This is a genomic window from Arthrobacter sp. SDTb3-6, from assembly GCF_013376095.1.
GTDB lineage: Bacteria > Actinomycetota > Actinomycetes > Actinomycetales > Micrococcaceae > Specibacter.
In genome coordinates, this window is the sequence record NZ_JAAMFN010000015.1 from 1 (window position 1) to 14,960 (window position 14,960).

At 68.0% G+C, this 14,960-nt stretch carries 11 protein-coding genes and 1 pseudogene; all 12 read left to right on the top strand.

Annotated elements, in window-relative coordinates; translation table 11 throughout:
• The first annotated feature begins 60 nt into the window (after window positions 1–60).
• The 12 genes and pseudogenes from G6035_RS09070 to G6035_RS09130 all read left to right on the top strand — a co-directional run bounded on the left by G6035_RS09070 (window position 61) and on the right by G6035_RS09130 (window position 14,947).
• Complete coding sequence (locus tag G6035_RS09070; protein WP_176616766.1) at window positions 61–1,110, top strand: LacI family DNA-binding transcriptional regulator; 1,050 nt, start codon at window positions 61–63, stop codon at window positions 1,108–1,110.
• Between the two features lie 59 nt (window positions 1,111–1,169).
• Window positions 1,170–1,961: a sugar phosphate isomerase/epimerase gene (locus G6035_RS09075; RefSeq protein WP_176616767.1), complete on the top strand. Its 792-nt coding sequence runs from the start codon at window positions 1,170–1,172 to the stop codon at window positions 1,959–1,961.
• A gap of 164 nt (window positions 1,962–2,125) precedes the next feature.
• Window positions 2,126–3,583, top strand: coding sequence for a glucuronate isomerase (uxaC, locus tag G6035_RS09080; protein ID WP_176616768.1), 1,458 nt, complete (start codon window positions 2,126–2,128; stop codon window positions 3,581–3,583).
• 8 nt (window positions 3,584–3,591) lie between these two features.
• Entirely contained in the window at window positions 3,592–5,004 is a 1,413-nt protein-coding gene (locus tag G6035_RS09085; RefSeq protein ID WP_218063068.1) for a mannitol dehydrogenase family protein, read from the top strand.
• Between the two features lie 326 nt (window positions 5,005–5,330).
• Window positions 5,331–6,809 (top strand): glucuronide transporter, encoded by a 1,479-nt coding sequence (uidB, locus tag G6035_RS09090; RefSeq protein WP_256127867.1) that lies wholly within the window; start codon window positions 5,331–5,333, stop codon window positions 6,807–6,809.
• A gap of 74 nt (window positions 6,810–6,883) precedes the next feature.
• Complete coding sequence (manD, locus tag G6035_RS09095) at window positions 6,884–8,113, top strand: D-mannonate dehydratase ManD (RefSeq protein ID WP_176616770.1); 1,230 nt, start codon at window positions 6,884–6,886, stop codon at window positions 8,111–8,113.
• Between the two features lie 71 nt (window positions 8,114–8,184).
• A pseudogene (locus G6035_RS09105) lies at window positions 8,185–10,455 on the top strand (gluconokinase, GntK/IdnK-type).
• Between the two features lie 84 nt (window positions 10,456–10,539).
• Window positions 10,540–11,085, top strand: a complete 546-nt coding sequence (locus G6035_RS09110; protein WP_176616772.1) for a gluconokinase — start codon at window positions 10,540–10,542, stop codon at window positions 11,083–11,085.
• 6 nt (window positions 11,086–11,091) lie between these two features.
• Entirely contained in the window at window positions 11,092–11,598 is a 507-nt protein-coding gene (soxR, locus tag G6035_RS09115) for a redox-sensitive transcriptional activator SoxR (protein ID WP_176616773.1), read from the top strand.
• A 129-nt stretch (window positions 11,599–11,727) separates the two neighbouring features.
• On the top strand, window positions 11,728–12,264 hold the full coding sequence (locus G6035_RS09120; protein WP_176616774.1) for a flavin reductase family protein: 537 nt from the start codon (window positions 11,728–11,730) through the stop codon (window positions 12,262–12,264).
• Between the two features lie 269 nt (window positions 12,265–12,533).
• A complete protein-coding gene (locus tag G6035_RS09125; RefSeq protein ID WP_176616775.1) occupies window positions 12,534–13,892 on the top strand; it encodes a hemolysin family protein in 1,359 nt (452 codons plus the stop codon).
• Window positions 13,889–14,947, top strand: a complete 1,059-nt coding sequence (locus G6035_RS09130) for a hemolysin family protein (RefSeq protein ID WP_176616776.1) — start codon at window positions 13,889–13,891, stop codon at window positions 14,945–14,947. The genes G6035_RS09125 and G6035_RS09130 overlap by 4 nt, the downstream gene beginning before the upstream one ends.
• Window positions 14,948–14,960 lie beyond the last annotated feature (13 nt).

Below are 14,960 nucleotides of genomic sequence, written 5' to 3' on the forward strand. Positions count from 1 at the left end.
GGGGGCCCGCCGGCCGTGCGTTAAGCTGGCAGCTGGCAACCAATTGCAAAGGAACCCGGAGTGACTGACACCAGCAATCCAGGCGGCGGTGAGGGGCCCGCCGCGGCCCGCCCCCGCAACGGGAAACAGGCCACCACCATTTACGACATCGCGGAGCTGGCCGGCGTCAACCCCTCCACCGTCTCACGTGCGCTGAGCACACCCGGGCGGGTGAGCGCCAAGACCCAAAAAAGGATCGAAGACGCCGCGGCGGAGCTGAACTACCAGGTCAATGTGTTTGCCCGCGCACTGCCGACGGGCCGCACCCGAACCATCGGCCTAATTGTTTCCGACATCACCAACCCCGCCTTTTTTGACGTCATCCGGGGCGCCGGGACCGCCGCCTCGGACCATGACTACACCTTGATGCTGGCCGAATCCGCCGAGTCCGCCGAGCTGGAATTGACCGCCGCGCGGCGCCTGCTTGCCACGGTGGACGGGCTCATCCTGGCCAGCCCCCGCCTGGCCGACTCCGAAATCCAGCAGCTGGCCGCGCAAAAGCCCGTGGTGGTGGTCAACCGCAACGTCGAGGACGTGGCGTCGGTGGTTGCCGACACCGATGCGGGCGTGGCCGACGCCATCCGGCACCTGGCCACGCTGGGCCACCGGCACATCGCCTACGTTGCCGGCCCCGACCGGTCCTGGATGTCCAAACGGCGTTGGGAAAGCATCAAGGCCCGCAGCGACTGGTCCGGCATCGAGGCGACGGTCGTTGCCTCCGGCGTGCCCACGGTCGACGGCGGCCGGCGCTCGGCCGCCGCGGTCCGGGAAGGGTCCGCCACGGCCGTGTTTTGCTACAACGACCTCATGGCGATCGGCCTGATGCGGGAGCTGCAGGCGGCCGGGGTCAGGATTCCCGAAGAGTTGAGCATCCTGGGCTTTGACAACATCTTTGGCTCCGATTTCACCACGCCGCCGCTCTCCACCATCAAGTCCCCGCTGCACGAGTACGGTGCCGGCGCGCTCCGATACGTGCTGGATGCGCTGGACAAGGGAGCCTCGGACCGGGCGATGCCTTCGCTGAAGACCGAGCTGGTGCTCCGCGGATCGACCGGCCCGGCGCCTGCCTGACCCGGCCGCTGCCCGGCCCGGGCCGTTGGGACACCAAAAAGCCCGAGGGGAATGACAGGATGCCACGCTTTACCGCCGGCCTGATGTCCGTCACCTTCCGGTCCCTTCCCCTCCACGACGTCGCCACCCTGGCGGCCCGGGCCGGGCTGGGGAAGGTCTCCTGGAGCGGCGACGTCCACGTCCAGCCGGGCAACTTTCGCCAGGCCGCCCTGGCCGCGGCACTTTGCGCCGGTGCCGGCCTGGACGTGGAAAGCTACGGCTCCTACTGGCGCGCGGACGGTGCGCCTTTCGGGGACATCGCCGCCACGGCGGCACGCCTGGGCGCGCCGCGGATCCGCGTCTGGGCCGGCGCCTCGGGATCCGCGGGGAGCAGCGCGGACCACCGTGCCCGGATTGCCGGCAACATTGCCCGGGCGGCCGACCTTGCCGCGGGGGAGGGGATCACGCTCCACCTCGAATTCCATCCCAACACCCTCACCGACACTGCCGAATCCACGGTGCGCCTCCTGGCCGACATTGCGGCGGCGCGGGACAACCCTTCGCTGCCCGTCCGCAGCTACTGGCAGCCACGGCCCGGCATCGACGGGCCGCTTGCCCTGGCCGAGCTGCGGCAGCTGGGCGGCACGGTTGGGGCCCTCCACGTCTTTTCCTGGGACGCCCGGGCCAACCGCCTGCCGCTGAAAGTCCACGCAGGAGCCTGGCGGGAGCGCCTGGAGACCCTGGCGCAAGGCAGTGCGGGAAGCATTGACCTGATGCTGGAATTTGTGGCCGGCGACAGCCCGGACCAGCTGCTCCGCGACGCCAGTGAACTGCATTCCTGGATCGAGGGGCTCCGGGCACGCCCGGAGTGACGCCGCACGGTGGGAAGGGGCCGGGCCCCCAGGTGGCCCCGACGCCCCCATCGATAGGGCCAATCGATAGGGCCGGTTGTAACGGCTGGCTGCGCCGTTTGAACCCCACGGCAATGTTTGGCAACCGGTTGACAAAATGCCGTGGGGACGTGGATTATTGATGTATGTCACACTCCCCCTCTTCCACCGCCACAGCCGCCGCAGGCACGTCCGCCGCCAGGCCTTCCCCGGCAGCCGATCCGGACCGGCTGCTCCCCGCCGACCCGGGAACGCGCAGCATTGCCCGCGGGCTCCTCGCCCGGGTCGAGGAGCTGCCCATCATCTCCCCGCACGGCCACGTTGACGCAGCCATGCTGGAACTGGACACCCCGTTCCCGGACCCGGCAACGCTGCTGGTCAGCCCGGACCACTACGTCACACGGCTGATCCATGCCAGCGGCGTGCCGCTCGAACGCCTGCGCATGGGCGGCACCACGTCCGTGGAACCCCGGGAAACCTGGCGCGAATTCGCCAAGGCCTGGCCCCTGTTTGACGGCACGGCCTCCGGTTACTGGATGCGCGACTCCTTCGAGCACGTCTTCGGCCTGTCCCGGCCGGTCAACGAGGAAAACGCGGACGCGCTCTTTGATGAACTGGACGCCAAGCTCAAGAGCCCGGCCTTCCGCCCGCGCCAGCTGTTCAAGGACTTCAGGATCGAGGTCCTGGCCACCACCGACGACCCCCTGGACGACCTCGCCGCGCACGCGGCCATCGCCAAGGACCCCACGTTCCCAGGCCGGGTGCTGCCAACATTCCGCCCCGACGCCTACATCAAGTTTGCCGCCGCCGGCTGGGCCGAGCGCGTGGAGAAGCTGATCGACGTCGCCGGCGACGGCCTGAGCGGCTACGAAGGCTACATCCGCGCCCTGGAAAACCGCCGCCAGTACTTTGTGGAGCACGGCGCCGTCTCCGCGGACCACGGCGTCCGCACTGCGCAGACGCTGCGCCTGGATTCCGCCACCGCGGCAGGGCTCTTCACGAAGGGCCTGCGCGGCAGTGCCACGCCCGCCGACGCGGACGCGTTCGAGGCCCACATGACCTACCAGATGGCCCGCATGTCCGTCGAGGACGGCCTGGTCATGACCATCCACCCCGGCGTGTTCCGCAACCACCACACCGAATCCTTCAAAAAGTTCGGCCCCGACACCGGCCATGACATCCCGTTTGCGGTCAGCTACACGGAGGCCCTGCGCCCCCTGTTGGAGGACTTCGGCACCGCCCCGGGCTTCCACCTGATCCCGTTCACGATCGACGAGACCGTCTTTTCCCGCGAAATTGCACCGCTGGCCGGCTTTTACCCGTCCGTGTTCATCGGCGCCCCGTGGTGGTTCCTGGACGCACCGGACGCCATGCTGCGCTTCCGATCGGCAGTGACCGAGACGGCCGGGTTCTCCCGCTCCTCGGGGTTCATCGACGACACCCGCGCCTTCTGTTCCATCCCCGCCCGGCACAACACCTCGCGCCGCATCGAGGCGGCCTTCCTGGCCCGCCTCGTCGCGGAAAGCCGTGTCAGCGAGGACCGTGCCCATGAAATCATCGTCGACATCGTTGACGCCGCACCCCGGAGGGCCTTCAAGCTGTGACTGAGCCGTTGAACCGAAGCACCGTGAAGGCCGCGCCGGCCGCGCCCGTGCGCATTGTCCACCTGGGCCTGGGCGCCTTCCACCGCGCCCACCAGGCCTGGTACACCCAGCATGCCGGCGACGGCGCGCAGTGGGGCATCGCCGCCTTCACCGGCCGCCGCCCCGACGCCGCCACAGCACTGGCCGCCCAGGACGGGCTGTACACGCTCATCGAACGCGGCGGGGCCGGCGACACCTTTGAGCTGATGACCAGCATCGTGCAGGCGCACGACGGCGCGGACGTCGCCACGCTGTGCCGGCTTGTCGCGGCCCCCTCCACCGCACTGGTCACGCTGACCATCACGGAGGCCGCCTACCACCTGGCTGCCGACGGCGCCCTGGACACGGCCAACACGGCCGTCCAGGACGACATCGAGGTGCTGCGGACCCAGGCGGCCCGCACCGCGTCCGACGCCGGCCACCTGCCCGCCGCCGCAACCGCGCCCGGGCGCCTGGTCCAGGCACTCGCGGCTCGGCGCAGCGCCGGGACCGGGCCCATCGCCGTCGTCTCCTGCGACAACCTCGCCAACAATGCCCGGGCGGCCCGGGCGGCCATCGGCGGGCTGGCCGACGCCGCAGACCCAGGCCTGGGTGCCTGGATCGGTGAAAACGTCAGTTTTGTGGGCACCTCGATCGACAGGATCACCCCGCGCACCACGGATGCCGAAGTCGCCCTCGTGGCAACCGAATGCGGCTGGGCCGACGCCTCGCCCGTGGTGACCGAGCCCTTCGCCGACTGGGTGCTGAGCGGGGACTTCCCCGCCGGGCATCCGGACTGGGCCAGTGCCGGCGCCGTCTTTGTGGACGAAATCGAGGACTTTGAAAACCGGAAGCTGTGGCTGCTCAACGGCGCCCACTCGCTCATGGCCTACGCCGGCCAGCTGCGCGGGCATGCCACGGTGGCGCAGGCCCTGGCGGACCCCGCCTGCGCCGCCTGGATCACCGAATTCTGGGATGAGGCCGGACGCAACCTGCCCGCCGAGGGGCTGGGCATTCCGGCCTACCGGGCCGCACTGCTGGAACGCTTCAGCAACGCCCGCATTGCCCACCACCTGGCCCAGATCGCCATGGACGGCTCCAGCAAGCTGCGCATGCGCGCCGTCCCCGTCCTGAAGGCCGAACTGGCCGCCGGACGCTCCGGCGCGGGGGCGGCCCGGATGATTGCCGCCTGGGTGTCGTACCTGCGCGATGCCCACCGGACCGGCACCACGGTCACGGATGCAGCCAGTGCCGCGCTGGCGGCCGCCCTGGAGCTGCCCGCCGGCGAGGACCTGCAGGCCCTCCTGGGCATCCTGGACGCACAGCTGGCAGCTGACGAAACCGCCGTGGCGGCCGTGGCTGCCCAGGTCGCAGGCATAGCGGCAGCGGCCCCCGTGGCCTAGCACCCCTCGACTGGCGATCGTGGCGCTTTCCCGGTGGGGGAGCGCCATGATGCTGCCGGACGGCCGGCGGGCCAAAACAAGACAAAACAAGACAAAACAAGAAAATTCGCCGAAATTAAAGAAAATTGTGGCAAGCGGTTGCCAAATGTTGTCGGAGCTGGTTAACTGGTTCGTAATACAGCTCACATGCCGGTTTGACAAGCGGCGGCCCACTTTCCGCCGAGGGGAAGTCCCCGCAGCGGTCCACCGAAGGGCCACGGGGGGCCGGCACCGTGAACGTGCCACCGAAGCGCATATTCGGTGGGAATGGGTAAAGGAGCCCAAAAATGACCATGACTGCAAAAACACCAACCGGCGGGGCATCCGCCACCGCCGCAAAGGGCATGGGCCCACTGTCAAGGCGGAGCATCATCGGCTACGGAGCCGGTGACGCCGCCAACAACCTGGCCTTCACCACGGCCACCATGTTCCTGCTGCTGTACTACACCGACGTGGCCGGCATCAGTGCCGCCGCCGCCGGAACCCTGCTCCTTGTGGTCCGCATCTTCGACGCCTTCTCCGACGTCCTCGCAGGACGTTTCGTGGACAAGACCTACCACAAGAAGCTTGGCAAGTTCCGCCCCTTCATCATGTTCGGCTCGATCCCGCTGCTGCTGCTCAGCGTCGCTGCGTTCTCGATCCCGCAGATCGGCCAGTCCGGCATGCTGCTCTGGGCCTATGTCAGCTACGCGCTTCTGGGCCTGGCCTACAGCTTCGTCAACATCCCTTACGGCTCCCTTGCCGGTGCCATGACCCAGCACGCGGGGGAACGCGCCAAGCTGGCCAGCGCCCGCACCATCGGGGCCGTGGCCGTCGGATCCTTCCTGGGCATCTTCATCGCCCCGCTGATGAAGGACGGCGCCAAGCTGCAGCCGCTGTTCACCACCATGACGCTCATCTTCGCCGTCATCGGCACCGCGCTCTACATGTTCACGGTGTTCAGCACCAAGGAGCGCGTGGTCCGCGAGGTCTCCAAGGTCTCCATGCGGCAGAGCTTTTCCACCCTCAAGGGCAACAAGCCCCTGCTGCTGCTGTGCATCAGCTCGTTCCTGTTCCTGACCGGCCAGCTCGCTGTCGGCACCGTGCAGATCTACTACTTCCGTGACGTGCTGCACTCCCTGGAGCTGTACGCCGTCATGTCGATCGTCAACATCTTCCTCACCTTCGGACTGGCGGCCCTGCTGCCCCGCCTGGTGGGCGTGTTCGGCAAGAAGAACATCTACCTGGCTGCCGGCGTCCTGATGGGACTCGGCGGGCTGATCGTCTTCCTCGCGCCGGCGAACACGGTGTGGCTCGCCTTCACCGGAGTCCTCGTCACCCAGATGGGCACCTTGCTGGTGAGCATGCTGGTGTGGGCCCTCGAAGCGGACACCGTGGAATACGGTGAGTGGAAGACCGGCGTCCGCACGGAAGGAATCACCTACGCATTGTTCTCCTTCACGCGCAAGACCGGACAGGCCGTCGGCGGGGCGCTGGCCGCCTTTGCCCTGGCCTGGGGCGGCTACACCGCCGGTGCGGGCCAGCAGAGCGCCCATGCCCTGTTGGGCATCCGCGCCGGTGCCGGACTGCTGCCCATGGTCTTCGCCATCCTGGCCATCCTCGTCATGGTCATCTACCCGCTGACGGACGCCAGGCACAAGGAAATCGTCCATGAGATCAGCCTCCGCCGCGCTGTCCGCATCTCCGAGGCCCGCAACGCTGCAGACGGCAGCCCGGCCGACGGCGGCACTGCCGGCGGCAACGCCGCCGAAACCGCCGAGAACTAAGCCGCAGCTGCCGCTCCCGGCACGCCGCCCGAACTGCCAACCCCAAGCAAAGCCCATCCCGGAAGGAACTCTTCGTGAAAATTGTTTCCGCAGAAGTATTTGTCACCAGCCCGAGCCGCAACTTCGTGACCCTGAAGGTCACGACGGATGAGGGCGTCACGGGCATCGGCGACGCCACCCTGAACGGGCGCGAACTGGCCGTGGCGGCCTACCTGAAGGAGCACGTGGCGCAGCTGCTCGTCGGCCGCGACCCGCACCGCATCGAGGACACCTGGCAGTTCCTTTACCGCAGCTCGTACTGGCGCCGCGGCCCGGTCACCATGGCCGCCATCGCCGCCGTCGACATGGCCTTGTGGGACATCAAGGGCAAGATCGCCGGGCTGCCGGTGTACCAGCTGCTCGGCGGTGCCTCACGCAACGGCCTGCGCGCGTACGGCCACGCCTCCGGCACCGACATCCCGCAGCTCTTCGACTCCATCCGCGAGCACCTTGAGCTGGGCTACAAGTCCGTGCGCGTCCAGACGGCGATCCCCGGCATCAAGGCAGTCTATGGCGTTGCCGCCCAGGCCCAGGCCTCGGGCGAACGCTACGACTACGAGCCGGCCGGCCGCGGCACCTATCCGCAGGAAGAGGACTGGGACACCCGCGCCTACCTGCGCCACCTGCCCACGGTCTTTGAGGCCGTCCGCAACGAGTTCGGCCCGGAACTGCCCCTGCTGCACGACGGCCACCACCGCATGACCCCCATCCAGGCGGCCAAGCTCGGCAAGGCACTGGAGCCGTACGACCTGTTCTGGCTCGAGGACTGCACCCCGGCCGAGAACCAGGAAGCGCTGCGCCTGGTCCGCTCACACACCACCACCCCGCTGGCCATCGGTGAAATCTTCAACACGGTCTACGACTTCCAGACCATCATCAAGGAACAGCTGATCGACTACGTACGTGCCGCCGCCACGCACTTTGGCGGCATCTCGCCGCTGAAGAAGGTCATGGACTTTGCCGCGCAGTACCAGATCAAGTCCGGTTTCCACGGCCCCACCGACATCTCCCCGATCGGCTTTGCCGCACAGCTGCACGTGGGCCTGGCCATCCACAACTACGGCATCCAGGAATACATGCAGCACTCGGATGCGACGAACCAGGTGTTCGAGCAGTCCATGACGTTCAAGGACGGCTACCTGCACCCCGGCGACAAGCCCGGCATCGGCGTGGAGCTCAACGAGGAAGCGGCGGCGGCCTTCCCGTACCAGCAGGCCTACCTGCCCTACAACCGCCTGATCGACGGCACGGTGCACGACTGGTGACGGACACAGCAACCACGGCAGCCGCCGGGCAACCAGCCGCTGCCGTCGGCGCGGTGCCGCACATTGTGGTCATGGGGGTCTCCGGCTGCGGCAAGACGACGATCGGCGCCCTGGTGGCACGCGGGCTCGGCCTGCCGTTCACGGACGGGGACTCCCTGCACCCGGTGGGGAACATCGCCAAGATGGCCGCAGGAACGCCGCTCGACGACGCCGACCGCGCACCCTGGCTGGAAACGGTCGGCCGGGAGCTGGCCGCCTCGCCCAACGGCCTCGTCGTGGCCTGCTCGGCACTCAAGCGCCAATACCGCGACGCCATCCGGGACCAGGCGCCCGGCACGGTCTTCCTGCACCTGGACGGCAGCCGCGAGGTGCTGGGATCCCGGCTCGAGGGCCGTTCCGGGCACTTCATGCCGGCGGCGCTTCTCGATTCGCAGCTGGCCACACTGGAGCCGCTGGATGACGACGAGACCGCCGTCGTGATGGACATTTCGGCGCCGGTCCCCGCCCTGGTGGGGGACGCCGTCGAACGCCTCCGGCACACCATCCCGGGCCACACGGCCTAGGCCACGGAACAAACGCAAGCATCAGGAGAAGCAATGACGTACGCAGTGGACTTGCGGGCCGCCCCGTTCAACCTCGACGACGCCGGCGTGGCCTGGGTGGAGTCGACCATTGGGTCGATGACGCTGGAGGAAAAGATCGGCCAGCTGTTCATCAACCACAACAACAGCTACGCCCCGGAATACCTCGAGGAGGTGCTTCAGACCTTCCACGTGGGCGGCATGCGGTACCGTCCGGGCCCGTCCGCCGCAGTCCAGGCGCACATCCGCCACGCACAGTCCAAGACGAAAATTCCCCTGCTGATTGCCTCCAACCCGGAAATGGGCGGCGCCGGCAGCTGCGACGACGGCACCTTCGTCTCCACGCACCTGCAGGCCGGCTCCCACCCGGACAAGTCCATTGCCCGGCAGATGGGCCAGGTGGCAGGGGTGGAAACCGCGGCGCTGGGCTGCAACTGGGCGTTCGCACCCATCGTGGACATCCACTACAACTGGCGCAACACCGTCATCTCCACCCGCTCCTTCGGCAACACGCCCGAGGTGGTGGTGGAACGCGCCAAGGAATACTTTGACGGCATCAGCGAATCGCCCACTGCCTGCGCCATGAAGCACTTCCCGGGCGACGGCATCGACGAGCGCGACCAGCACGTGGTGACCTCCTGGAACACCCTCGGCTGGGAGGAATGGAACAAGAGCTACGGGCAGGTGTACCGGGACATGATTGCGCACGGCGTGCAGTCGGTCATGGCCGGGCACATCGGGGCGCCGGAACTGACCCGCCACTTCCGCCCCGGCACGGCGGACGCGGAGCTGCGCCCGGCAACGCTGGCTCCCGAACTGCTGGGGGACCTGCTGCGCGGGGAACTCGGCTTCAACGGCGTGATCCTCACCGACGCCTCCCAAATGATCGGCATGACCCAGGCCATGAAGCGCCGGGACCTGGTGCCGGCCGCCATCGCGGCCGGCTGCGACATGTTCCTGTTCTTCCGCAACCCTGCGGAGGATTTTGGCTACATGCTGGACGGCTACCGCAACGGCACCATCACCGAGGACCGCCTGCAGGACGCGCTGCGCCGCATCCTGGCACTCAAGGCGTCCCTGGGCCTGCACCTGGCGGACCGGGACGCCCTGGTCCCGCCGGTGGAGGCCCTGGCCGTGATCGGATGCCCCGGACACCTGGCCATTGCCGCCGGGATTGCGGACAAGACCGTCACGCTGGTCAAGGACACGGCCCGGAACCTGCCCATCGCCCCGGCCACGCACAAGAGGATCCGCCTCTACGGCGTGTCCGGTGGATCGGACTTCACCATGGCGGACCCGCTGGGCTACCTGGACGTGGTGGCCGCGGAACTGGAGCGGGCCGGCTTTGAGGTCCACGTCTTCAAGACCGCCGAACAGCGCAAGGCGGCAGGGGAGGAGGGCGTGAACTTCATGTCCGTCATCTCCGAAGAGGCCGCCGGGGACTACGCGGAGAAGTACGACGCCGCGTTCGTGTTCGCCAACGTCAAGGGATTCGCCCAGGAAGCAGCCATCCGGATCAAGTGGTCAACCCCCATGGCCGCGGAAATCCCGTGGTACACCACCGAGGTGCCCACGGTGTTCGTCTCGCTGAACCAGCCCAACCACCTCATCGACGTGCCCATGGTCAAGACGGCCATCCACGCCCATGCCGGGACCCGCGAAGCCATCCGGGCCACGATTGAAAAGATCCAGGGGCTCTCGGAATTCCAGGGCACGTTCAACGGGAACGTGTTCTGCGATTCCTTCGACACCCGCCTCTGATACAGCACCGGTTGGCCCGGCCGGGCCCCGGCAGCCCCGGCGCGGGCACGGGGGCCCGGTTTTGGTATATAAGGGAGTATGGACATGCCGTTGCAGAACACTCAAGGCCAGGCGGGCCCCCGTGCCGCCACCCGCGTCATCGTCATGGGTGTCTCCGGTTCCGGAAAAAGCACCATTGGCGCCCTCGTGGCCGATGCCATGGACATCCCCTTCCTGGACGGCGACTCGCTGCACCCCCTGGCCAACATCCACAAAATGGCTGCCGGGACACCGCTGAACGACGAGGACCGCCTGCCCTGGCTGGAAATCGTCGGCAACGAGCTGGCCAACACCAAGGCAGCGGGGATTGTCATCGCGTGCTCGGCGCTCAAGCGCAGCTACCGCGACATCATCCGCACCAAGGCCCCGGACACCATCTTCCTGCACCTGGACGGCTCCCTCGAAGTGCTCAGCTCACGGCTGGAGGGACGCTCCGGGCACTTCATGCCGCCGGCACTCCTGGAATCCCAGCTGGCCACCCTGGAACCGCTGGGCGCGGACGAACGCGGTGTGGTCATCGACATCGCCGCGGGCATCAACGAACTTCTGGCAGAGGCGGTGGCCGGCATTAGGCGCGTGGCCGGAAAGTAGTCCCTCATGACGGACGACGCCGACGGCCGGCACCGCGCCGACGAGGAGCTGAGCGTCGGCCAGCTCGCCGAACGCGGCGGCGTCACCGTCTCGGCCCTGCATTTCTATGAGCGGCAGGGCCTGATTTCGAGCACGCGCACGCCGGGCAACCAGCGGCGCTACCGTCGCTCCGTGTTGCGGCGCGTCGCCGTGATCCGGGCCGCCCAGCGCGCAGGGATCCCGCTGGCCCTCGTGGCCGACTCCTTTTCCGAACTCCCCTCCGACGGCGTGCCCACCCAGGCCGACTGGCAGCGGCTGTCGGAACATTGGCGCGGCGAACTGGACACGCGCATCGCCGCCCTGGAGAAGCTGCGCGGCAGCCTGGGCGGCTGCATCGGCTGCGGCTGCCTGTCGCTGGCCGAGTGCGGCTTCGTGAACCCCAACGACCAGGTGGCCGGCACCCGGCCCGGCGCCCGTGCCTTTGACCGCATCGACCCGACTGGGCAGCAGTTGATGCGGTTTCGGCCGGTGTGAAAGCGCTTTCCCCTGCAACCATTGCGACCCAGATGGGGGCCTGCGGATTTGACCTCAACCTTTGTTGAGGTTCTAGTGTTGCTGGTGGCCCGCCGCGGCGGCGGGTGTGCCTTGGAAGGGACATCTCACATGAGAGTGCATGCGGCCACGGACCCCACCTGGGCCTTGACGGCCGATTTCAAGGCTGCGTTCGGCGGCCATCCGGCCGGCGTGGCCGTCATCACCGCGGACTCCGGCACCGGGCCGGTCGGCGTGACGGCCTCCTCCGTGGCCTCCGTCTCCGCGCAGCCTCCCATCCTCGCGTTCTCGCTCGCGTCGCGGTCCGGCTCTGCCGCCGCCCTTGCCGATGCCGATTCGATCGTGGTGCACCTGCTCACGGCAGCCGACCTGTCCCTGGCCCGCACCTTCGCCAGCCCCACCTCGGAGCGTTTTGCCGGCTCGACGGCGTGGACCCGGCTGCCGACGGGCGAACCGCTGCTCGGGCACGCAGGCTTCGCCCTGCGCTGTGAGATCCTCAGCCGCACGCCGGCAGGCGCCTCATTGCTCGTGGCAGCCTCCGTCGTGGGGATCATCGCCCCGGATGCCCCGTCCCAGGGTGCACCGCTCGTCTACCATGAGCGCGCCTACCACGCCCTTGACGGCAGCACCGTCCTGCCCGGCGCCTGACCCGGCACGATGCCGCCCCGTAGCTCGGGTGCGCGGTGGCGTGAAGGCCGCTCATGTAGACTAAAAATCCTATGGAAAGTAAATCTAGGGGCCGGCACAACGGTTCGCAGGGTATCCGCCGATGCCCCGCCGCGAACGTTGCACAAGCCGGCAAACCCCGCACCAGAGCCCGCCATGACGCCACCTCCACGCCGGCCGGCCCCAGCGCCGACCACCCTCCGCCGGCGGCCAACCCCCACAGCTGCAACGCTGAAACCGGGGGCATCTAAATGGAGTGGATCCTCCTGGCAGCAGGGCTGCTGCTCATACTCGGCACCGGATTCTTCGTGGCCGTTGAATTTTCCCTCGTGGCACTTGACCAGACCACGGTCCAGCGCGCCGTCGACAACGGCGATGCGGCCGCCGCGCCGCTGCTGCGCTGCCTGAAGTCCCTCTCCACCCAGCTTTCGAGCTGCCAGCTCGGCATCACCCTCACGACCCTGCTGACAGGCTTCCTGATTGAGCCCTCGCTGGGGGCGTTGCTGGACGTGCCGCTGGCAGCCGTGGGAGTTCCGGCGGCAGCGGCGGCGCCCGCAGCCCTCGCCGTCGCCATGGTGATTGCCACACTTCTGTCGATGCTCATCGGCGAACTGGTGCCCAAGAACATGGCGATCGCCAAGTCCTTCGAGATCGGCAAGGCCGTGGCCCGCCCGCAGCTCGTGTTCACCGCCGTCTTCAAGCCCGCCGTGCTGCTGCTCAACGGCGTGGCCAACAAGGTGCTGCACGTGTTCGGCATGGAAGCCAAGGAGGAGATTTCCGGCGCCAGGTCACCTGCCGAGCTGGCCTCCCTGGTGCGCCGCTCGGCCGCCATGGGCACGCTGGATGAAGGCACCGCCCGCTTTGTGGCCCGCACGCTCAGCTTTGGCGAACGGACGGCCGCCGATGTCATGACCCCGCGCATGCGCGTTGAAACCATCGAATCCGAGCAGTCCGTGGCGGACATCATCGCTGCCGCCCGGCGCACCGGCTTCTCACGCTTCCCCGTCATTGGCGACTCCCCGGACAACATCCTGGGCGTGGTCCACCTGAAAAAGGCGGTCTCCATCCCCTTCCGCAAGCGCCCCGACATCGAGGCCGGCGCCATCATGACCGAGGTCCTGCGCGTGCCCGAAACTGTCCACCTGGATGCCCTGATCCTGGAACTGCGCGAAGGCAACCTGCAGATGGCGGTGGTCCAGGACGAATACGGCGGCACCGCCGGCGTCACGACCCTCGAGGACCTGGTGGAGGAGATCGTCGGGGAGGTCTCCGACGAACACGACCGCACCAAGCCCGGCATCCTGCAGGGGGCGGACGGCAACTGGTTTTTCCCGGGCCTCATGCGCCCCGACGAGGTGTCCGAACGCATCGGTGCCCTCAACGTGCCGGACGAGGCAGGCTATGAAACCGTCGGCGGTTTCATGATGGCCGAACTCGGGCGCATCGCCGTGGTGGGTGACACCGTCCCGGTCGAAGGCGGCACCCTCGTGGTGGACCGGCTCGAGCGCCACCGCATTGACCGGATCTGCTTCATCCCGGCGCCGGCCCCCGCAACGGGGGAACCCGGCGTCGTGCCCCACGGGAAACCGGCGGGCGGTGGTGGACAATGAGCGGCTGGGCCGGACTGGTGTGGCTTGTGGTGCTGCTGCTGGGCAACGCCTTCTTCGTCGCCGCCGAATTCGCCATCATGTCGGCACGCCGCAGCCAGGTGGAACCGCTCGCCGAGACCGGGTCCAAGCGGGCCAAGATCACGCTGGGCGCCATGGAGAACGTCTCGCTCATGCTGGCCTGTTCGCAGCTGGGCATCACCGTTTGCTCGCTGCTGATCCTCAACGTGGCGGAGCCGTCCATCCACCACATGTTGTCGGCTCCGCTGCATGCCATCGGCGTCGCGGACAGCATCTCCGCGCCGGTGGCCTTTGTGGTGGCCCTGCTGCTCGTGACCTTCCTGCACGTGACGTTTGGCGAGATGGTGCCCAAGAACATGAGCGTCTCCGCCGCGGACAAGGCGGCACTGCTGCTCGCCCCGCCGCTGGTGCTCATCGGCAAGGGCGTGCGGCCGGTGATCGTGGCCCTGAACTGGAGTGCCAACCACATTGTGCGCCTGTTCCGGATTGAGCCCCAGGACGAGGTTTCCTCCTCCTTCACCCTGGAGGAGGTCCAGTCCATCGTGGCCGAGTCCACGCGCAGCGGCCTGGTGGATGACCAGACCGGGCTGATCAACGGTGCGTTGGAGTTCTCCACGCAACGCGCGGGGGACATCATGGTGCCGCTGGGGCAGGTGGTGACCCTGCCGCCGTCGGCCACCCCCGTGGACTTTGAGCACAAGGTCGGCAAGACCGGTTTCTCCCGCTTTGTCTTCGCGGACGAGGCCGGGACCCTGCTGGGGTACCTGCACCTGAAGGACGTGCTGCCCATTCCGGTGGAGCGCTACGAGCTGCCGATCGGGGAGGCGCGGGTGCGCTCCCTCGTCAACCTGTCCGCGGACGAGGAGATCGAGGATGCGCTGGCCATCATGCAGCGCACCGGATCCCACGTGGCACGCGTCATTTCCGCGGAGGGGCGGACGGTGGGGGTGTTGTTCCTGGAGGACGTCATCGAACAGCTCGTGGGCGAGATCCGCGACGCCACGCAGACACAGGTCCAGGAGCGCCGGAAGGCTTGATGCGAACGATTCC

Coding starts and splice junctions, on each gene's coding strand:
- G6035_RS09075 (WP_176616767.1), top strand. CDS start 1,170: ATGCCACGCTTTACCGCCGGCCTGATGTCCGTCACCTTCCGGTCCCTT.
- uxaC (WP_176616768.1), top strand. CDS start 2,126: ATGTCACACTCCCCCTCTTCCACCGCCACAGCCGCCGCAGGCACGTCC.
- uidB (WP_256127867.1), top strand. CDS start 5,331: ATGACCATGACTGCAAAAACACCAACCGGCGGGGCATCCGCCACCGCC.
- G6035_RS09110 (WP_176616772.1), top strand. CDS start 10,540: ATGCCGTTGCAGAACACTCAAGGCCAGGCGGGCCCCCGTGCCGCCACC.
- soxR (WP_176616773.1), top strand. CDS start 11,092: ATGACGGACGACGCCGACGGCCGGCACCGCGCCGACGAGGAGCTGAGC.
- G6035_RS09120 (WP_176616774.1), top strand. CDS start 11,728: ATGAGAGTGCATGCGGCCACGGACCCCACCTGGGCCTTGACGGCCGAT.
- G6035_RS09125 (WP_176616775.1), top strand. CDS start 12,534: ATGGAGTGGATCCTCCTGGCAGCAGGGCTGCTGCTCATACTCGGCACC.
- G6035_RS09130 (WP_176616776.1), top strand. CDS start 13,889: ATGAGCGGCTGGGCCGGACTGGTGTGGCTTGTGGTGCTGCTGCTGGGC.